The following is a 20,090-nucleotide window of genomic DNA, read 5'->3' as shown; positions in this document are numbered from 1 at the left end:
CGACAGACTGAGGAGCCCATGCACAAACGAGTGAGAATAAAACACACTTGAATCGTGCAGGCCTTTTTGTAAAGCCCTTTTTCAACATCGTTTGTCTATTACTTCTTATCGCTTAGGTTGATAAGTGCCGCGCTTTTGGTGGGCTTGTCGACAAGAAGTGGCTTGAGATCTAGCGCCATTGCATGTCCGGGCATGATAAAACGCCCTGTTGTAATAGACTGAAATTGAGGCCAATTAATAACAGTGTTGCCTTCATGAAAGTGATATTCAAATGCTGACAAATCAAGCACTCTCTCGCCTTCATTGCGAATGGTCATTTTACAATCTTCAATTTTGCTACATTGCACGCTACTTGCTTGTTTAGCTTTAATACCGTCGGGACTAACGAACACTAATGTTGCAAAGTTAAACACCATTTTTACCCCTGACTTTTCATCATCATTTGGCAATGGCAGTTGTTTAAATACGATGCGGTAAGAGTCTGTTTGCTTCAAGTCTGCCTCACCTAAATATTTGGCTCGAAAAACTTGATAGCCTTTTGCTGGAACTTCTATTTGAGGTGGCAATACCAGAAAATCTTCTTCTGCACTGACCAGTACTTCTTTTTGATTTTCGTCGAACGTGCGCTTAAACACTTCAATTTCAATAGGTAAAGGACTGTCACTTGGATTTTGTAGACGGTAAGTAACGAGTGATTTTTTGCCTTGCGATGCAAGATCAACAATCATAGGTTGTACCTGATAGGCCATTGCTGGGGCAGAAAAACCCAAAAGTAATAACCACAGTTTACGCATCTGAGGGCCAACCAAGAAACGTGACTTATACTTTTGTACGACCATACTTTTACCTTCTGTTGATACACGTATTTAGAAAAAATACCGTGATTATTTGTGTTGTACGATATTTAAAATTTTACTTTCGAGCGCAGGTTTTTAGTCTGTCCACGCTTTACTTTACTATCGACACGTTTGCGCTGCGAACTTCTCGTTGGCTTGGTGGCTCGACGTGCCTTGTCAACTTTGATTGCATCTAAGATAAGTGCTTTCAAACGTTGTAGCGCTTCTTCTTTATTCATCTCTTGCGTGCGGTGTGTTTGTGCTTTGATCACAATCACGCCATCTTTCGTGATCCGGTTATCACTCAGTGCGAGCAAACATTCTTTATAAAACTCAGGTAATGCTGAGTGTTTAATATCAAACTTAAGGTGGATAGCACTTGAGACCTTATTGACGTTTTGCCCGCCCGCACCTTGAGCGCGAATGGCTGTGAGTTCAATTTCCCAAGCGGCAATTTCAACAGTATTTGATAAACGTAGCACAGCGCTTCCAAGGTGGTGACAAAGCGCATAGTTTACCACAGCGAGGATTAGTTAAAAAAGCATCAAAATCCGCATTTTTTATTGATTTAGAGTATTTAACTTTAGTTTCGGACAAGTTTATTGGCCAATAATGCTATTTTGCCCATTCTTTGCCATGTTGTTACTTGTAACTGCTTGCAGTCAATACGTAAAAGCGCCTTTAGAGGGGGTATTAAGTGTTGCAAAACTTTATCCAAGTCTGAGATTATTTATCTAAAACTAACTCAACCACTTCTTTTTTGGCAGCGACGGTGATCGACAGCAATAGTTCTCCTTGGTTTACATCGGTGATGCGGTCTGCTTCTTTCGCCAATGTGCCTAATATCGCCAAGTCTTTGTTATTTAAATCATACGACCATACTTGTTTTTGGCTATTAACGGAATAAATGATGCTGTTCTTTAAAACAAACATATCAGCACCTAGTCCATAACCATCCAGTTGGTTTATACGTTTGTCTTCCAGTGGTTCTGAACGCCAAAATTGGCCTAATTGATCTTGATATATCAACTGGCCTTGGTCACTCTTAAGTGCCCAAACAACCTGTTTATCAGACACTTTAGTTAGCTTGTTTGTTGCAAAGTTATATTCAGTTAGCTGCATTACCCCCTTTATGCGGGTCAGCATCAGTGCTGTTTTAGCTTCACTATCCCACTGAAAAAGTCGCATTACTGGGGCGTTTATCGGATACTTTTGGATAGTCCCATCCAGCGAAATTTCAACGAGTTCTCGGTTCACACTGGCCAAAATACGTTGACCATCCTTTGCCCAATCGAAGCCATAGATATAGCTATCTATCGGAAAGTGGGTAAGCTGATAGGTGCGCTTTGTATCACTTAACCAAATTTGTGCGTCGCCTGAGCGGTTAGACCAAAACGCAATTAATTCGCCATTGGGCTGGAATTTTGCCTTATCGTCATCGTGGTTAGAACGCGCAAAGCTTTGGTAGCCGTTTTTTTTGTCTGTGCTTTTGCTTAGTTCATTGATGTTGAGTTTAATGACGTCACTGTCATACGGCCCTTTGATCATCAATAGCTTCCCCCCAGATGGATGAAAGACGGGTAATATCATTCTATCCATTAGTGGTACGCTCAGCTTTTCAATTTGCCCGTCAAAAGAGAGGGTAAAGAGCTGTTTACCCGTGCTAAAAATGAGCTTTTCTTGGTGCGGGTGAAAGCGTGGGTATATTCTGTGATATTTCGGGATCTCGGGTGGATAATGGAGCTCATTACTTGACACAATATGACCATCCGGTCTGAGCATTTCGAGATAATATGCATCATTTTCGTGAACAGTGATGACCGCCAGTATGTCATATTTTTTCGAATAGGCGAAATAAATCAAGTTACCATCTTTAATTGAAAATAGATCTTGGCTGATATGCTCATCAATGGAGTATTTGACGAGTTTAGAGGGCCCAGACGTACTTTGCATAAGCGCCACTTCTTGGTTGTTTAACCAAATGGGCATTTTTAAAGTTGAATTGACGCATTGTTGAATTACATCAGGTTGCTGTGCACTTTTCAGGGCTTTTTCAAAGTCGAGCGTTACTAGGTTATAACACTCATTTTGTGTGACTGCTTCACCACATGCGTGTGTTTCAACAAACACGAGTTTTTTTCCGTCGGGTGAAAAATTATGATCGCCATAAGCGGCCCATTCTTGGGTCAGCAAAGTCTCTTGCTGCGTTACGCTGTCTTTGGCCCAGAGTTGGTTTTTACATTGCTTGTCTAAGTAACGATGAAAAACAACGTATTTGCCGTCCGGAGAATAAGAAGGGGCAAACTCTTTGTCATCTGTCGCGGTTAAGGGGCGGATCTCACTAAATGTAATTTTGGTATTGGCTTGTTGTGGCAATATGGCAAAAGCCAGAGCGCCAGCGGTGACTATCACACACAGCGCCACAAGTAGTTTTGATGTCCAAGTTGCGTTTGTCTTTAAAGGCACTGGTTGCTCAACCAAAGGTTGGCTAGTTGGCGTATCATTGAGATCTGCGGGGGCTAAACTTTCATTGGTTTGCCATTTCACATCACACTCTAAGCTATAACCTTTTTTAGCATGTGTTTTTATATAAATTTGCACCTTGCCGTCATCGCCCAATGCTTTTCGAAGTTGGGCAATGCTTTTTTGCAGCGTATTGGGTGATACCACGGTTTGTTGCCACACTGCGTCAAGCAGTTCGTCGTGACTGATTACTTTACCTCGGTGTTTTGCAAGATAAGTGAGTACTGCAAGCGCCTTGGGTGCCAGAATGAGGGTTTGTCCGTTATGAGTGATCTGATTTCTAGACAAGTCGACAAAAAAGCCCCCAAGCCAATATTGTGTTGCCATATCTCTAATATCCAATTTTTAAAAAAGCACCATTACACCTATCAGCAAACTAGCATAAGTGCAAAGAGGTGCCAATTGAACCTTTAATTTATTGAAAGTTAAACTTTTTTTTATTCATTTAGAATTCAAGCGAAATTCAGCTGGACGTCATGTATTTTTGTGCGGATTCGTGAAGACTCAATAGCATTCAAAAATAACAAAGGCGAATAATGATGATTATGAAATGGATCTCTATTGTAACTGTGCTGCTCATTTTACTGAGCGGCCATAGTGAGGCAAATGAAAGCATGCCATATAATATGCCAAGAGTTGAGACTATTCCGCTTCCGAACGTGGATGGTAAGCAATATGATTTGTATGTGAAGCTCCCGTCAAAGTATGTTGAGGCGGCCGATAAAGCTTATCCTGTGGTCTACTTTACTGATGCGGCGTGGCACATAGAAACGCTTTCTGCGGCAAGTGAATACTTAATGGAAGACGTGATTTTAGTGGGTGTCTCTTGGCAAAAGAATCTCAGTGCGCAGATATTAAATGAAGTCGGTGAGCAAGCGAGTCGATATCGAGATTATTCTGTGAGTCCGTCCTCGGATCCTAAAACGCAAGCAAAATACCAATTTGGTCAGGCACAACAGCATTTGAATTTCATACGTACTCGTGTAATTAAATACATTGAAGACAAATATCGTACGCAGCCAAACAATCGCACTTATTTTGGTTATTCACTCGGTGGGGCATTTGGTGCTTACACTTTACTGACACAGCCTGATACCTTTAAAAACTATATATTGGGCAGTCCATCACTTCGTTCCGCTATGGCTTATTTAAATAAAGCAGTTGAGCAATCGCCACTGAGACGTGAAGGTGAAAAAGTGCGGGTATTCATCTCATATGGCACTTTGGAACAAAAATTAGCGCTACATGCTGATCAGCGTTATCAAATCCGCACATTTAATTTTGCTTGGCACATCTGGGTTGCTATGGCTTTGCTCGCCATAGCTCCCAACCTGTTTAAGTAATTGATTTAGGCAATTGCTCGCTCTAGCTCTAGACTATCTTGTAAGTGACCATCTTTTATTTGGATCACGCGGTTTGCTTGAGCTGCTTGTTCGTTGTCGTGGGTAACCATGATAATGCTCGTACCCTTCGCGTTAATATCTTTGAGCAATGCCATAATGCCGTCAGCCATTTTTGAGTCAAGGTTACCAGTTGGTTCGTCCGCGAGGATCACCGAAGGTGAACCTGCGATTGCGCGTGCAATGGCCACCCTCTGCTGCTGACCACCCGATAACTGTGTTGGGTAATGGTTCTTACGACTGGCTAAACCCACTTGTTCCAATGCTTGCATAATGCGCTTATCTCGCTCTGCGGCACTAAAATCGCGATAACGTAATGGCATGTCTACGTTGTCATATAAATTTAGCTCAGGGATCAAGTTAAAGCTCTGAAATACAAAACCTATTTTTTCATTTCTGTAGGCCGATTTCTGTTTGTCTTTCATGGTGGACACATCTTGACCATCTAGTAAGTAAAGTCCATCGCTATGGTCTTCCAATAACCCTGCAATGTTTAAAAAAGTCGTTTTGCCAGAGCCAGACGGACCAATAACAGCTACGAATTCACCTTGCTCTATAGTTAAGTCAAATGGGTGTAACGCTTGCGTTTTTATCGTGTCGGTATAAAACGCTTTGGCGAGGTTCTGCATTTTTAACATTATATATTCCCTTTTATTGTAATATGCGTACGCTTGGCGCGTCTTTGAATACTTTGGTGTCGGAGATAACCACTTGATCACCCTGTTCAAGTCCAGAAATAATTTCGACTTGAGCAAGGCTTCTCGATCCTAGTTTTACAGGCGTTTTAACGGCTTCGTTATCTTTTACGACGTACGCGTACTGACCATTGTAGGCATTGATAAACTGCCCTCTTGGTAGGTACGCAATGTTATTTTTCTGCTCAAGAATAATGCGTGTGGTTAATCGTTGATTCTGTCTTAATCCTGTTAAAGTACTGTCTTTAAATCGAATTTTGCCTTCAACTGCACCATTTGATATTTCAGGTGAAATAGCAACTAATTCACCATCATACATGGTTTGATTTAAGGTGATTTGCGCTTCCATGCCGAGTGCTAAGTCATCTGCGTAGCTTTCAGGGATCTGCACTTCTAATTCGTATTGTGATAAATCAACCACACTTAAAAGAGGCTGATTCTTTGCGACCGAATTTTTTTGCTCGACACTGAGGTTACCAACTAATCCTGTAACCGGTGACATGATCTTTAAACCATCCACTTGGCGCTTGAGTTCGGTTACTTTAACCTGCTGGTACTCCAACTCAAGTTCACGTGTTTGAATTTCAAATTTTTGACTTTCTTTAAGTAACGCGACTTCCTTAAGCACATGCTCATGTTCACGTTGGGCATTTTGTAAGTCGTCTTTGGCTTTTTGATAATCAATATCGCTGATCACGTTATTTTTCATAGCTTCTTCTGAGCGGCGCATTTCACGTTGTGCGGCATTTAAGGCAACTTCAGCTTTGCCGATAAGGTTATCTTGAGCAAGATTCGACTTTTTAACTTCAATTTTTTCGCGCGCTAAGTACGTTTTCAGTTTTGTCAGGTTTGCCACTTCCTGATCATATAAACTCTTGAGCTCAGGGCTGTCTATAACCGCGATGGCTTGACCTTGCTTAACGCTGTCACCAGCCTCGACTAAATAGGTCACTGTACCCTGTGCTGGGCTGTATAACACCGGCCTTCTCGCTGCGATTACTTTTCCTTGAACAGACAAATCGCGAATAAATAGCCCTTGTTCAACTGGCGCTATGCGTATTTTTTCGGCCGCAATGGCCGTGGTGCCGCTACTCCAACTGACAAATGCTGGCACTAACACGAAAAACGTAAATAAAGTGGCTGCTAGAAGCCCACCTACAGGCAATATAAAACGCTTTTTGGAGCGCTTAATTTGTACTTGTGTGTCTTGTGCACTGGTATCTGATATGTACGTCATCCCTAATCCTTTGTAGCCGTTGACGATGTATTAATGTGTTGTGGCAGACTAATCTAAATTCAATTTCAAATTACGGCAGTCACCATGATTTATACAGAAGAATAAAAATACATGTTTTTTTACAAAATGTCATCAATGTTAATGGTGTGTTTTTATTTTTGTTCCTAATATATGGAGGGTATGAATGTATAGCTGCTTTCATGCGTTATCGGGCGTGTTATTGGCCTTTTTGTTTTGTAATTTCTAAATATCTACTTTCAATAAACTTTTTCTCTTTTGTTAGATGTTTTAATGCCTCTTTTGTTTGCGTCAGTTCTTGTTGCAACTCTGTGAGCTTAGCACCATCTTCGGTATTGCCCGCTTGTAATGATAATTGCTCTAAAGCTTGATTTTGTTCGGCTATTTGCCGTTTATAACTGTTTATCGTGTCAGCCATTTCGGCTTTTTCGCGTTCAAAATTAATTGCCATTTGTTGGACATTTTGTGGTGGCTCGTTGGTTTGCGCCTGCATTTGTTCATACTTCTCTTGTAACTGTTGCTTCTCTCTCTGTAGCGTTTCTATCTCATCATACTGGTTGTACAGTTTTTTTCTGGTTTCTTTAAGCTGAACTTTACTTTGGTCTAAGTCGCCTTTTAGCTTTCTAATTAAGGTATGAGATTGCATGAGCTTTTGATTCAATGCTTTAATTGACGCGTCTTCTTTGGGTGTGATGTGATCTTGAGTTGACGCTCTGATCTCGGCCAACTGTTGCTCTAATGCTTGTTGAATTTGTGCCAATTGCGCGATGGTTTCACTATTATCATTCACATAATTCAACGCATCATCAACTGACTCTCTACACATTACAAGTAGGTTTTCGTCTGTTTGAGGCGCTTGTTTTATCATGCTGCTAGCGAAGTGACGAAATTCTCGGAGAATAAGCAGCAAAATATAAAACCATGCGGCCAAAATTATCAGGCCAAAGTTAATCGCGACGTATTGATATACTTCTATTGGCAGTTGAATGTTGGGCATGTTCTGCTCACCCATTTTGCGAAGAAACTATCTTTGAGTTTAGTGATGCATAAAAATTATGCCTATAATTAAAAACAAGTTTTTCGAAAAGTGGCTGAATGTGAAGATACTTATAGTTGATGATAGTCAGGCAACGCTAGAAATAGTACGACGGGCTTTAGAAAGCTTTGGTTATCGTAAACTATTGATAAAAAAAGCCAACAGCGTAAAAAAAGCGCTTCAAGAGATAGGTCAATGGCATCCTGATATTGTGTTAACAGACTGGCATATGCCTGATATGTCAGGACTTACTTTGTTACGAGCGATAAAAAAGCGCCAGCTCAATATCACCGTTGCGATGATCACCACGGTTGATGATAAGGATAAAATAGAGGAAGCATTACAAGCTGGTGCACGATTTGTGTTATCAAAACCGTTTACCGATGAGCAGTTACACGAGAATATTCTACCTCTCGTGCAAGGCGCAGAAGAAAGCCAAACTATGCTTGAAGAAGTTGAGGTGAATGGTGAACTAGCGCTGCCCAAATTAGGGCAGCTCGAGCGTTTGATCCATAAACATGTTGACCAAAAGCTCGCGATACAGTCTATTCAACCACAAGAATATAATGAATCTAAAGTGCCTTGCGTGATGGCCATTTATGAAGATCGTAATACCCAAAAGGTTAAAGCGGTGGGTTTATTGGATATATATGCCACTTGCATTATGGCGAGTAGCCACCAGCAGATGGATCAAAAAGAAATTCATAAAGCCATTCATCAAAGTATTCTGTCTGTTGAGATCTTGGATGCTTGTAAGAGTACGCTTAATGCGACCGCATATGCATTTTTAGATAAACGAACACGTATGAGCTTAAGAGTAAAAGCGGTGAAATTTATTGGTACGCCATTTAATAAATTGGAGTCGTTATATCAAACACCACTTGATAGCCGTATTGACTTCAGTTGCCAACGAGAAGGGATGGCTTTGGGTAAAGTGCTGCTGGTCGGGTTTTAAACTTTGTGGGTAAAAGAGCCATGAGGCTCTTTTACTGCTGCTCTTTCAGGTTTCGCCAGTTCCAAAAGCAGCCAACAAGCGTGATTGAGAGTATGCACATAGACACAATCAACGCGCTATTATTTGAGTAGCTCACCATTATCCCAGTTACAAATGCCCCCAAAGAAGCGGCTGCTATTTTTGCTGCGGCAACCCACATGTAGATTTGTGCGGCGCCATTTTCTGGTGCATATTCACTTCTTGCAGCTAAAGTCGCGGCGAAAAATAGCGAATTAACGACGCCACAAAACCAGTATGCCGCAAACCCAGTTGTAAATGATGTTGAGAGCATGAGCAGTAACAAAGAGCCAAGTAGCAAGATGCCAAGACGCCTTAACAGAGCGATGGCATTGGCTTTGAGTGGTCTTATCATCAAAAGCGCCGAACCACACAAACAGCCAACACCATAAGCGGTACTTAAATATGCGCCATCTTGCGCGCTCTTTTGCCAAAAATTTGCAAGGTAAACAGCCAAAATAGGCAAAGCCGCGACGCTAAATGAAGCGCCCGATGTCATGGCAAGAGTGCGTGCTAATTGAGGTGACTGCTTGATGGTTATGAATACGTGTGTAAAACCCATTACATCGTTTTTGGAGCGAAACATGTTTGCCTGCTTTGCTGGAAAGCTCATGATGATCAGGCCCGCCAGTAGTGGCAAACTCATTAGCATGGTGATGGCGAAATTTGTTGAGTAAGCATCTGCAAGTAACGCGACCATCATGGGACCGAGTGTTAAGCCCACGCTGTAGGTGAATGTATCGTAACTTTGCGCACGACGCCTTGCTTGGTTGTCATCGATAAGATAAGCCAGTTGTGTGCTTAATCCTCCCATCAAAAAAGAACTGCATACACCGCATAAGAGTAAAGCGCTAATACTTAACCACGCAGTGCCTAAGTTAAAACCAAATATGGCAAGTTGAAATGCGCCAACAAACAAGAAACAGCAAAAGGCAATCAAGCGTTTGGGCGATGGTGATTTGTCCAGCCAACGGCCATAAATTGGGCCAAAAATATGCGGTGCGGTCATGCATGCTGCAAATATCCCCATTTGGGTTGAGCTTGCGCCTTGGCTGTTTGCGAGCAAAATAATTGCAATGGCGCTGCCTCCTGTTGCCATGCGTGCGATAACTGCAGCGAGTACATACAGACTCAGATTTGAGCGCTTAGCCAGAGGCCAAACTCTGCTTATTGGGTTCATCATAATCGTCAAGCCAAGGCGAGATGTTTTATAAGTTGCCCAAGTGCTTTCCTATCTTCTCCCACAAGTGGCGACAGTGGGGCGGGCAAATTGTTATCTTCGCTGTATCCAAGTAGTTGTGCTGCAGTTGCCATCACGCGTAGTCCGCCTTTATGGTTGGCAAACAAGGCCCATAATGGTTCTAATTGAGCTGAATGTTGTTTTGCCACATTTGCGTCCGTCTGCGCTAATTGAATGAGTTTTTGCACGGTACGAGGAAAAAGTCCACCAAGTACTGTCAGCCAGAGGTCGCAGCCCGTACTCATACCTGCTGCGCCAAATTTGTCGCCACTAACACCAATGGCTACTGAGCTTGGTACTATTTGTCTTAGCGTTGCTAAGCGTTGCTCCCCTTGCTCCGTGGCAAATGGCATGCCTGGGATTTTAATTGCGGCGACATTGGGTAGTCTGGTTATTTCATAATATAAGGCATCGGAAAAGATAAAATTGGTGGCGCCGGGGTTTTCATACACACACAAAGGTACCGATAGTTCCGCTGCCACTGCTTGGTACAAACTCAGCACTTCGCTTTCTTTTAGGTGATGGTATGACATAGGTGCTAGTAGTACTGCGTCCACCCCCGCTTGTTGTACTGCGTGGGCATTTTTGATCACATCAACGGTTCTCAATGCGCCAATGCCTGCCATGACGGGAATACCATCGGCAAGTTCAACGGCTTTTTTTGCGACGTTTTGTAACTCTTGTCTTGATAAATAAGGATAAAGCCCGGTAGAGCCCATCGCACAAATAGAGTCTACCTTGGCTTCGGTTAAATTTAGGAGCAACTTTTCGAATGCATCGAAGTCAATTTGCTCATTTTTAAATGGCGTAATTGGAAAAGCAGATAAACCAGTAAACATTAGCGCTCCTTTTTGCTTAAATAAGCAGTTCAAAAGTTAATAACGTGGGTAAAGGTGTTATCTTTGACCCATGACAAAAAAGATATTGTCATAGGACAAAAATGAAAGTCAACATTTCTGGCAAGACTGCGCAGGATATTTTTGAGTCAATACGCACACTCATTAGTGAAAAAAAACTCGCTTGTGGCGATGTACTGCCTTCTGTAAGAGAGCTAGCAGAAGAATTGGGCGTTAACCGCAATACCGTGTCAGCAGCGTATCAAAAGTTAACTAAAGCGGGGCTTGCGATCAGCCAAGGTCGATTAGGCACGCGTATTAGTCAGCAAACCCATGCGGGTGAACAAGAAGGCGCGACCGATACCGCTTTATTTGATTTGGCTGATGGCAGCCCCAAACGCGAATGGTTACCCGATCTCAACCAAGTGGCCAGTCATACTCAGTTGCAGCAGTTTTTGTACGGCGAACAAACCATAATAGCGCCAATACTGGAGTATGGACGCAATTGGTTTGCAAGTTCGTGCACAAATGATTTTGAAATGACGTTGTGTAATGGTGCGATTGATACCCTAGAGCGATTGATGAATGCGCACTTGCTGCCGGGTGACACTGTGGTGGTGGAAGACCCTTGTTATATTAGCTCCGCAAATGCGATCCGCTTAGCGGGCATGCAAGTGGTTGGCGCACAGGTAGACCAATATGGTATGTGCCCTGATGCACTTGCCAAAGCGTTACAACAAGGCGCAAGAGCGGTACTTATTACGCCAAGAGCACATAATCCAACGGGTGTGAGCTTAACTGAAGAGCGCGCGTCGCTGTTACGCAACGTGCTCAGTGATTACCCTAATGTGTTGGTGATGGAGGATGATCATTTTGCGCTGATGGCAAAAACGGAACATTACTCTGTGATCCCAAAAAGCACGCACCACTTTGCGATTTTTCGTTCGGTCTCGAAAGGGTTAGGGCCTGACCTACGGATGGCCTTTGTGGCGGCTGATCCACAAACAGTCGCACGTATCAACACCCGTCTCGCCCCCGGTATGTCATGGGTTAGCCGCGTGTTACAGTCTTTGGTGCACACCTGCTTGAGCAATGACATTTTTCAACAACAGTTGCAGCGAGCAAAATTTGATTGTGCGTCGAAAAGAGATTTATTACTTAAGGCATTACAAAATCAAGGTATGCAAAATTGCCTAACGACGGATGGTCTCAATGTTTGGGTCCCCGTGGGAGGAGATTGTAAACAAGCGGTATTTGAACTCTCTAGCCGAGGTTGGTTGGTCAGAGCGGGCAGCGCATTTGATATTGATCATGTATCGCAAGCCATTCGAGTGAGTGTACAAAAAGTCGATGGGCAAGTTGCAGAGCAGTTTGCTACAGACCTCGCGGCGGTGATTTTGTAAAGGGGCTTAACAAGAGCGTTTTGTTTGTTAGGCAATCAATCTGTATAAAATGTGTGTTAGTCCCATTTATATTGACAATATAAAGTCGTGAACATACTTTGCCCGGTCTTTGAATTTATTAATCGTAACCGGCTTTAAAAGGAGTAATAGAGTATGTCTTTCACAAAGCAAAGTTTGCTTGCTGCAGGTGTAATGTTGCTATCAGCATGTTCCGGTTCTGGCGATGATGTAGCTGCTGATAAAGTTACATTGTCAGAAAAAAAATTAAAGGTAACTGCTGAAGTTATTGGAGCGGGAGCAGCTTTGCAAACGCATGAGCAACAAGTATCGCAAGGAAAATCGGCGAGTTTTGCCTTATCATTGCAATCAGAATATCGAGTAACACAGATCCAAGGGTGTAATGCGCAATTGAACGCTGAAGGAAAAGTTTTTGCTTCTAATATTCAGCAAAATTGTCATATAAAAATTCACATCCAGGCGAACAATCCTCAGGCAGACAAGGTGACTGTGACGAGTTTGGTGACAGGTTACGGTCGTTTAGTTGGAGTACCTGAAACTGTTACTGTCGGGCAAAGTTTTACAGTAACCGCCGAATCCGAGACAGATCAAAAGTTGACTCAGTTAACAGGTTGTTTAGGAGAACAGTCAAATAACACATTAACGATTAAAAACGTTTCCGCTAACTGTGAGATCAGTGCAAAATTTGAGTCGTTATACGCTCAACCTATTTTGTTACCAGAGCGTATTCGCTTACCTGTTGTGGTACATGTGATGGATAATGGTCTGTTTGAGTTGTCTGATGAGCAGATCCGTTCACAGATAGTTGCTACAAACGAACATTTCAGAGCTATGAACCGTCAAGAACTTAGCACTTTATCTCAAGAGCATCAACGTGTTGCTGCGGACACTGGGATTCAGTTTTATCTAGCAACTACAGCACCTGATGGTAGTCAAACCACAGGTATCAATCGTGTGGTGGTTGGAGAACTTATGGGACCTAATTCGCCGGAGCGCGCAAACTCGAATAAAGGCGGGATTGATGCTTGGGACACAACACGCTATATCAATATTTGGGTGGGAGAAGATAGAGACCGTCACGGCAAAGTCGCTTCGCTTGGCAGTTCGTTTATTCCTGGAGTTGCGCCAGATGATGAAATTGGTGTTGCCGTTGAATATGGCGTTTTTGGTACACTAGGCGAACTTGCTGAGGGTTATACTCAAGGGAAAACCTTGTCACATGAATTAGGGCATTTCTTTGGATTAATTGGCCATATTAGTGAAGGGCCTGAAGATGGTCATCGTTTTTTACCGTGTGCAGATCAGTTTATTGTATCGAACTGTATTAATAGCGAACTGCATGAAAACTTTATGCGTGCGCGAGTGCTAGATGCACAACTGAAGTTTTTCTCCATTAGCCAAGCAAATTTAATGCGTTCCTCCTTGTACGAAGGTGCTTTGCACGGGTTGTATCAGAATAATTTAACACGTCAGTGATCCTAGCGTGTTCACGTCAGCAAGTAGCTTATCTGAAATTAGGGTTTTTAGTTACAGAGCAACGCTCGTTTAGGATAAGCACTGTAATGGCCAGATTTAATTAAATCTGGCCTACAGCACTAATTCAGCTCAGTTAGATTTAAATCATCACAAAAAGACTCAATTTGGCTCTTCTCAACGCCTATGTGTGCAAAACCCGATTGTAAAGACGCTTGATAATACGTTTTGTGGATCACCCAAGGCGAGTCAACAATTTGGTGTATAAAACAACTTTGATTGGGAAGATAAACTTTTTTAAGGCTCGTCAGTGCTTCCTCCTGCTTACCCTGCTCTAAAGTAGAATAGTAGTCCAACGCCATATTGTATTGACCCGCATAGCTTGGCAATATCGCAATATTAAAACTAATATACCCCGTAATAAAAACACCGAGTAAAAATGATAATAGGGCGACAAGTACAGTTTTCATAAAGACCTCTATTTTCTCTATCTACCAGTAAGTAACTAAGCACACAACAGCAAAAGCAGGAGCATCTCTGTCGGAATAACAACGCTTACCACATACAGTTTAGTTTATTAGATAGAGATAGCGTTTGATATGCATCGATACGTGTTATTTCTGTATACTTTTCTGCGTGATTTTTGGCGTGAGTAGAGCATAAATGGGCTAGTCACTTTATTGGTGGTAACAAGCGAAAACGGAGTTAAGTATGTATTCGCTCTCTTTTTTATTCCAAGCTAAACCAAAATATCTGCTAGTAAACTCATATCGCTGATCCCTGCCTCTTTAAGCGCATCTTGCAGTGACTGAGTGATCCCCATGAGCTGGATATTCAATTGCGCGAGGTAATCTGCTTGTTGTTGTAACAGCATCATCTTCGTTTCGTCATCTAAGTCATCACGCGCTTTGATTTTTTCAAGCTGCTCTTTTTGTTCTTTAATTTGGTCTTTGATTTTCTTTCTTTGTTCTATCAATGCTTCGATGTGAGGCGGTAGCGCGGGCTTATCTTTGTCTTCCTTTTCTTCTTCAGTTTCATTGAGGGTGTTGATTTTTTTCATGGTCTCGGTGGTCATGCGAAGAGTCGGGGTTTCGCTTGATTTTAGTTCGTCGTCGGCTGATGCCTTTTTAGTAGAAGTAGGCATAAGTTGTTGATGAAGTGTCAGTGCTATTTTCACTTGAGCCTCGATAATATCCGTATTCAATTGCCCTTATTATCGGCCCCAGCGAGGTAAACTTTATTAGATTATTGAAATAGAGCGGCCTCCGTGCCGCTGCAAGTGCTTGGGATTTTTTGGAACTATGGTCTGTTATGCTTCAACCGCTCTACTTGGCCCGTATTTGCAAAAATAAGGAAGGTAAAGTTAGTTAGCAATCGCATACTTCTGAGCCAATACCGTTTGGCTGTTATGAAGTGCACGTTTAATTGCTTGCAGCATATTATTGCCCCGCGCTTTGAGCATGATGCTGGGCAACCCAGGTAACTGCACATTGATACGACATTGCTTTAAAACGCCATGCTGACGAGACTCGATATCGTCGATATGTAACTCCACAGTGCGAATGTTCATTACATATTTACTTAATTGCTCTGTTATCAGCTTAGACAGTTTGACTTTCATCGCCGAGGTCACCGTTTTGTCTTTAATCGATAACTTTAGTTTCATAGCTTGGTTCTATCCGTTAATTAATTTAATTTGTCGCACCAATATTGCAGGTACACTGTAAATCTACTAAGGTAGATGAAAAGAAAAAAGCTGATTATTTCTTACTTATTGGTAGGTATTAACGAATGATTACCAACATTAACTACAACCACTTGTACTACTTTTGGCAAGTGAGTCGTCATGGCAGCATTGCGGGTGCCAGCAAGGTATTGCACTTGACGCCACAAACCGTAAGCGCGCAGATAACGAGCTTAGAGCAAAGGTTAGGTAAGTCTTTGTTTGTAAGGGAAGGACGAGGGCTTCGGCTCACTGAATTTGGCCGCATTACGCAGCAATATGCTGACGATATGTTCGCGATTGCCCATGAATGGCTGGAAACGACTCAAGGTGATATTGGTTCACTTTCTCGCACCTTAAAAGTGGGGATTTCAGACTCACTGCCAAAATCTTTGGTGTCTAAATGGTTGGCCCCCTTGATTGAAAATGAGCGCATTGCCAACTTACATTGTATTGATGGCCAACAGGCGGAGTTGTTAGCGCAAATGGCAACCCACAAGCTGGATTTAGTGTTGGCCGATAAGCCACTCGACAGTAGTTTGCCATTCAAGGTGTTTTGTCATGAAATTGGTAAAAGCCAGCTCGGGTTTTTTGGTCGCCAGTCTTGGCAGCCGAACTTGCAGGCAAGCTTTCCTAACTCTTTGTCTGAAGTGCCCGTTGTATTGCCCGCCAAAAGCAGTCCTGTGACCAGCTCGATTCACTATTGGTTAGACGAACTTGGCATAGAGATCAGCATTGCTGGACATGTTGATGACAGCGCCTTGATGATAGCTTTAGGCCAGCAAGGGTTTGGCTTGTTCCCTGCCCCGCTGTCGGTTAAAGAGGAGATAGAGCGCAACAAAGATGTGTGTTTTATTGGCCCTATCGACAATGTATATCAGCATTACTATGCCTTTACACCAGATAGATTAATAAAGGACTCTATTTATTCTGAGTTTGTGCGTTATGCGCAGTCGGCGCAGATCAACCCTGAGGGTTAAAGCTGATTGTAAGCACAAAGTGGTTTGTTGTTTTTTCTACTTCCATATGCCAGCCTAAGCGCTGGCATACTTGTTTTATCAGCATATGGCCAAGACCTGTCCCTGAGCCTTTAGCTGGTTCATCATAGCTATTTTCAAATACTAACTGAGATTCATCGAGTTTGATTTTTAACGGGGCATTGCCATGTTGTTTAGCGTTTTCAATGGCTTGTGTGAACATCAGTTCAGCCAAGGGTTTATGTAGCATGACGAACATGGGTTGCTGCGACAGTGCCAATTGGATTAATGCATGGTCAGGGTCAAGTTTAGCGCTGATGCTTTTTATAAGTTGAGTAATATCAATAGGCAGCTTTTCGACGTCAGCTTGTTGCCAGAGCGCAAGTACTGCGTGGCTGGTTGAACTTAACCTCGCTTGTGCTTGCTCTAAAGTGGTCAATACATCCACGGCTTCCAGTGGAATATCGTCCAGCTGTTGCAAGCGAGAAATGCCGTGTTGAATTTGCGTTAAGGGCGTTCTCACTTCATGACTCAGATAGGCACTTAATAGGCGTTCTTTTTGTTGTGCATAGTGCTCGGCTTGGCGCGCTATTTTTAAAGCCCGTGCAAATTCTATAAACTCCACAAACGAGCCTGCTTCACTAAATTGCTTATTGCTACTGGTGAGTTTAGTGAGGTTTTTTATTTGTCTTTTAATGCGCAAGGTACTGCGGATCACGACGACAAGTGCTGGTATGCTTAATGCGCTCATCATCAGTAATAGCCAAGGCAATATGGGCAAGTCTTCATGCGTGTCAAAATAGTGCAGTACAAAAATAGGCGAGTTAACCGAGTCAGGTTGCTGCCACGGTAGTACGTAAACATCGCTATCGTTTTGCTGTACTAAGGTGACTTCGTTTATAGTCAGTTGTCCGCTTTGCCAAACCTGATAAATATCCGTTGGTAGGTCTTTGGACTCGCGGGTTATAAGTTTGAAGTCATCGGCGTAGGGCAAGCTGTAAAGGTGCTTTACAGCTTGCTCGGCGTCATAATACAAATAGTGTGTGGCACTATCGTCTTGGGCAAATTCATAGCCATATTTAGCCACGCCGACCCAACATAATGTGACGATGAGCATCAGTGCGGTAATACGTAAGTTGATGTAACGAGTGAGAGAGGTAATTTTGTTACTCATGCGACGACCTTAACTTTCAACTCTAAGCACTAAACCCTGTTTCTTTAGGGTTTGTAATACTTGTGGTTCCTGCTCGCGGCTAAGACTACTACGTAGGCGAGTTAATAGGGATTTATACATATTGTTGTTGCAGTCTTGATCGGGCCATATGTGTTTGAGTATGGCCTCTTTACTTACCGGATTTGGGTAATGCTGAATGAGAATTTCGAGTAGTTGCCATTGTTGTGGGGAAAGCACAACGGCCCGCTCGCCACGGGTAATAATTTTGGCGTCGAGATTAACGTTCAACGTGTCGAGTTCAAAACAGCTCTGTGGCTCACCATTTGTTTTACGTGCCAGCAATTTAATACGAACGGCCAATTCTGCTAAAGCAAAGGGTTTGGTGATGTAATCTAAGGCGCCAGCAGAAAAAGCATTGAGCTTGTCTTCTAAGCCATCGCGCGCGCTGAGAAATAAAATGGGTTCTTTGCGGGTGTTTTGCCATTGCGTAGCTAAGGTCAGCCCATCACCATCGGGTAAATTGATATCGAGGATGATGGCATCATAAACTTGGTGGGCACTGATGGCTAAAGCCTGAGTTACCGTGCTGGCATAATCGACCTCAATCCCCTCGTGCGCCAAAAAGTCGATGGTATGTGTCGCGAGTGTTGAGTCATCTTCCACCAGTAAAACTAACATGTTCACCTATACTGTTACCTTAACGTTACCACTGCTTTGATAGTGTATTGCTAACCCTAAGGAGTCAACTATGAGTCGTTCTATGTTTATTTATACTTCACTATTAGCAATAAGCTGTACTTTGTCAGGCTGTGGCGACAACACAAAGCAGACACAATCCACTAATCAACCAATCGCTGTTGAGCAAACCTCAAAAGCCACTAAGGTGTTTACCAATGGGCAAGTGTATACCGTCAACAGTGATCAGCCATGGGCGCAAGCGGTGGTGCTTAAAGATGGCAAAATCATTTACGTGGGTGACAGTGCAAATGTGAATGAGTATGTAGATAACAACACACAAGTCATCGACCTAAAAGGTAAAATGATGCTGCCTGGGTTTCATGACGTGCATATTCACCCTTTGGAATCAGCGTCTGAAGTGACGCAATTTACGCTTCCAGGCTTTGCGACTGAGGATGAATATATCGATATGATCTATCAAGCATCGCAGCAACACTCGAATGCGAGCTGGTTGATTGGTTATGGTCATGAAATTGCCACGTTATTAGAGATGGAAAACGCGCCTTTGGCGGTAATTGATGAAGCGGTTGCAGATCGCCCTGTGATCATCATGGAGCAAACATCCCATTCTATGTGGCTCAACAGTAAAGCGCTAGCGCTTGCGGGGATCACGGCACAAAGCGCTGATCCTGTGGGTGGTGTGATAGGTAAAGATGAACAAGGTAACTTAAATGGTATTTTGTATGATAATGCGGGTAATCAGGTGATGGAGCTGGCGATGCGTTCGCGCCCAGATGCGAGTTTACAAGACTATTTAGGCTTGATTGAATACACCATGCCGGAATTAAACAAAGTGGGGATCACATCAATTAGTGATGCGCGTACTTACTGGCAACGTGGTCACCTTGAAACATGGCAGCGTGTTGCCGATGAAGATAAACTCACGTTGCGTGTAAGCTTAGGGCTGTGGGCTTATCCAGAAATGAACGATGAACGTCAGCTCAAAAGTTTAGTGTCTATGTACCAGCGCGGTGCCAATAGCTTGTTAAAAGTGGATCAAGTTAAGTTTTACATGGACGGTATTTTGGTTAACAGCACCGCAGCCATGCATGAGCCGTACGATGTTAATTGGCTGAACTTATTTGAGAATAAAGGGCTTAACTACTTTACCCAAGCTCGCTTAGAAAAATACATCAAGGCATTGGAACCAATCGGCTTTAATTTCAATATTCATGGTATTGGTGACAGAGGTATTCATGAAGCGCTCAATGCCATCGAAAATGCCTCTGGTGGTAATGCAAGACACCGTATCACACATTTAGAAGTAGTTGACCCACAAGACATACCACGCTTTAACAAATTGGGTGTGATAGCTGATGCGCAAGTGGCGGGAGACTTTAGCGATCCAAGCCATTGGGCTGAAAATATTCCACTGATTGGTTATGAGCGTTCACAAGATCTGATCCCAATTAAAAGTTTAGCCAATGCAGGTGCAACGCTTACTCTGAGCAGTGATTGGAATGTCAGCACCTTCAATCCATTTGTTGGCATTAGTCATGCGCTGTCTCGTGCACCACAAAATGTCACGCTAGCACAAGCCATTGAAGCCTATACCATCAATGGTGCCTACGCGATGAAGCAAGACACCTTAGTGGGTAGTATTGAAGTCGGAAAGCGTGCCGATCTGGTGGTACTGGATAGCAACTTGTTTGAATCAACGGCGCAACAAATTAAAAACACTCAAGTGGTTATGACCTTGCTCGATGGTGAAATTGTTTATCAGCAAGAGTGATAATTGTGCTGATGCGGTA

The 20,090-nt window shown here is 42.9% G+C and carries 19 protein-coding genes; 6 read left to right on the top strand and 13 right to left on the bottom strand.

Features of this window, described 5'->3' with window-relative positions; all coding sequences use genetic code 11:
* Window positions 1-98 precede the first annotated feature (98 nt).
* From AC5FX4_RS22815 to AC5FX4_RS22805, 3 genes are all read right to left on the bottom strand, one after another.
* On the bottom strand, window positions 99-839 hold the full coding sequence (locus AC5FX4_RS22815) for a fimbrial biogenesis chaperone (RefSeq protein ID WP_493608709.1): 741 nt from the start codon (window positions 837-839) through the stop codon (window positions 99-101).
* Between the two features lie 65 nt (window positions 840-904).
* The gene (gene arfB / locus AC5FX4_RS22810; protein ID WP_493608708.1) at window positions 905-1,318 is read right to left on the bottom strand and encodes an alternative ribosome rescue aminoacyl-tRNA hydrolase ArfB; all 414 of its coding nucleotides are present in this window, start codon (window positions 1,316-1,318) and stop codon (window positions 905-907) included.
* A 244-nt stretch (window positions 1,319-1,562) separates the two neighbouring features.
* The gene (locus tag AC5FX4_RS22805; protein WP_493608707.1) at window positions 1,563-3,686 is read right to left on the bottom strand and encodes a winged helix-turn-helix domain-containing protein; all 2,124 of its coding nucleotides are present in this window, start codon (window positions 3,684-3,686) and stop codon (window positions 1,563-1,565) included.
* A 209-nt stretch (window positions 3,687-3,895) separates the two neighbouring features.
* On the opposite strand from AC5FX4_RS22805, the gene AC5FX4_RS22800 reads away from it, so the two are divergent.
* Window positions 3,896-4,702, top strand: coding sequence for an alpha/beta hydrolase (locus tag AC5FX4_RS22800; protein ID WP_493608706.1), 807 nt, complete (start codon window positions 3,896-3,898; stop codon window positions 4,700-4,702).
* Between the two features lie 5 nt (window positions 4,703-4,707).
* On the opposite strand, the gene AC5FX4_RS22795 is transcribed toward AC5FX4_RS22800, so the two are convergent.
* The 3 genes from AC5FX4_RS22795 to AC5FX4_RS22785 form a co-directional block, all read right to left on the bottom strand.
* Window positions 4,708-5,397, bottom strand: a complete 690-nt coding sequence (locus AC5FX4_RS22795) for an ABC transporter ATP-binding protein (RefSeq protein WP_493608705.1) — start codon at window positions 5,395-5,397, stop codon at window positions 4,708-4,710.
* Window positions 5,398-5,410: 13 nt separating this feature from the next.
* Window positions 5,411-6,691, bottom strand: a complete 1,281-nt coding sequence (locus AC5FX4_RS22790) for an efflux RND transporter periplasmic adaptor subunit (RefSeq protein WP_493608704.1) — start codon at window positions 6,689-6,691, stop codon at window positions 5,411-5,413.
* A gap of 217 nt (window positions 6,692-6,908) precedes the next feature.
* Window positions 6,909-7,706 (bottom strand): chromosome partitioning protein ParA, encoded by a 798-nt coding sequence (locus tag AC5FX4_RS22785; RefSeq protein WP_493608703.1) that lies wholly within the window; start codon window positions 7,704-7,706, stop codon window positions 6,909-6,911.
* 100 nt (window positions 7,707-7,806) lie between these two features.
* Between AC5FX4_RS22785 and AC5FX4_RS22780 the strand changes: the two genes are divergently transcribed.
* Entirely contained in the window at window positions 7,807-8,700 is an 894-nt protein-coding gene (locus AC5FX4_RS22780) for a response regulator (protein WP_493608702.1), read from the top strand.
* Window positions 8,701-8,731: 31 nt separating this feature from the next.
* Here AC5FX4_RS22780 and AC5FX4_RS22775 read toward each other — a convergent pair whose 3' ends face one another.
* Together AC5FX4_RS22775 and AC5FX4_RS22770 are read right to left on the bottom strand one after the other, a co-directional pair.
* On the bottom strand, window positions 8,732-9,940 hold the full coding sequence (locus AC5FX4_RS22775; protein ID WP_493608701.1) for an MFS transporter: 1,209 nt from the start codon (window positions 9,938-9,940) through the stop codon (window positions 8,732-8,734).
* Between the two features lie 5 nt (window positions 9,941-9,945).
* On the bottom strand, window positions 9,946-10,836 hold the full coding sequence (locus AC5FX4_RS22770) for a dihydrodipicolinate synthase family protein (protein WP_493608700.1): 891 nt from the start codon (window positions 10,834-10,836) through the stop codon (window positions 9,946-9,948).
* A gap of 101 nt (window positions 10,837-10,937) precedes the next feature.
* Here AC5FX4_RS22770 and AC5FX4_RS22765 point away from each other — a divergent pair, with 101 nt between their 5' ends.
* Complete coding sequence (locus AC5FX4_RS22765; protein ID WP_493608699.1) at window positions 10,938-12,236, top strand: aminotransferase class I/II-fold pyridoxal phosphate-dependent enzyme; 1,299 nt, start codon at window positions 10,938-10,940, stop codon at window positions 12,234-12,236.
* A 153-nt stretch (window positions 12,237-12,389) separates the two neighbouring features.
* Window positions 12,390-13,730, top strand: a complete 1,341-nt coding sequence (locus tag AC5FX4_RS22760; RefSeq protein WP_493608698.1) for a M43 family zinc metalloprotease — start codon at window positions 12,390-12,392, stop codon at window positions 13,728-13,730.
* Between the two features lie 119 nt (window positions 13,731-13,849).
* Here AC5FX4_RS22760 and AC5FX4_RS22755 read toward each other — a convergent pair whose 3' ends face one another.
* The 3 genes from AC5FX4_RS22755 to AC5FX4_RS22745 form a co-directional block, all read right to left on the bottom strand.
* Complete coding sequence (locus AC5FX4_RS22755; RefSeq protein ID WP_493608697.1) at window positions 13,850-14,197, bottom strand: hypothetical protein; 348 nt, start codon at window positions 14,195-14,197, stop codon at window positions 13,850-13,852.
* Between the two features lie 269 nt (window positions 14,198-14,466).
* Entirely contained in the window at window positions 14,467-14,904 is a 438-nt protein-coding gene (locus tag AC5FX4_RS22750; RefSeq protein ID WP_493608696.1) for a hypothetical protein, read from the bottom strand.
* Between the two features lie 186 nt (window positions 14,905-15,090).
* Window positions 15,091-15,393, bottom strand: a complete 303-nt coding sequence (locus AC5FX4_RS22745) for a hypothetical protein (protein WP_493608695.1) — start codon at window positions 15,391-15,393, stop codon at window positions 15,091-15,093.
* A gap of 125 nt (window positions 15,394-15,518) precedes the next feature.
* Here AC5FX4_RS22745 and nhaR point away from each other — a divergent pair, with 125 nt between their 5' ends.
* Window positions 15,519-16,430 carry a transcriptional activator NhaR gene (gene nhaR / locus AC5FX4_RS22740; protein ID WP_493608694.1) on the top strand — a complete coding sequence of 304 codons (912 nt, stop codon included), beginning with the start codon at window positions 15,519-15,521 and terminating at the stop codon, window positions 16,428-16,430.
* Here nhaR and AC5FX4_RS22735 read toward each other — a convergent pair.
* Together AC5FX4_RS22735 and AC5FX4_RS22730 are read right to left on the bottom strand one after the other, a co-directional pair.
* A complete protein-coding gene (locus AC5FX4_RS22735; RefSeq protein WP_493608693.1) occupies window positions 16,414-17,601 on the bottom strand; it encodes a histidine kinase in 1,188 nt (395 codons plus the stop codon). The genes nhaR and AC5FX4_RS22735 overlap by 17 nt on opposite strands.
* 9 nt (window positions 17,602-17,610) lie before the next feature.
* Window positions 17,611-18,279 (bottom strand): response regulator transcription factor, encoded by a 669-nt coding sequence (locus AC5FX4_RS22730; RefSeq protein ID WP_493608692.1) that lies wholly within the window; start codon window positions 18,277-18,279, stop codon window positions 17,611-17,613.
* A 70-nt stretch (window positions 18,280-18,349) separates the two neighbouring features.
* On the opposite strand from AC5FX4_RS22730, the gene AC5FX4_RS22725 reads away from it, so the two are divergent.
* A complete protein-coding gene (locus AC5FX4_RS22725) occupies window positions 18,350-20,071 on the top strand; it encodes an amidohydrolase (protein WP_493608691.1) in 1,722 nt (573 codons plus the stop codon).
* Window positions 20,072-20,090: the final 19 nt, after the last annotated feature.

The sequence above is a fragment of the Pseudoalteromonas sp. ATL1 genome (assembly GCF_058933015.1).
Note: the sequence above shows the minus strand (reverse complement) of the source record. Positions and strands in the feature narration are given on the sequence as shown.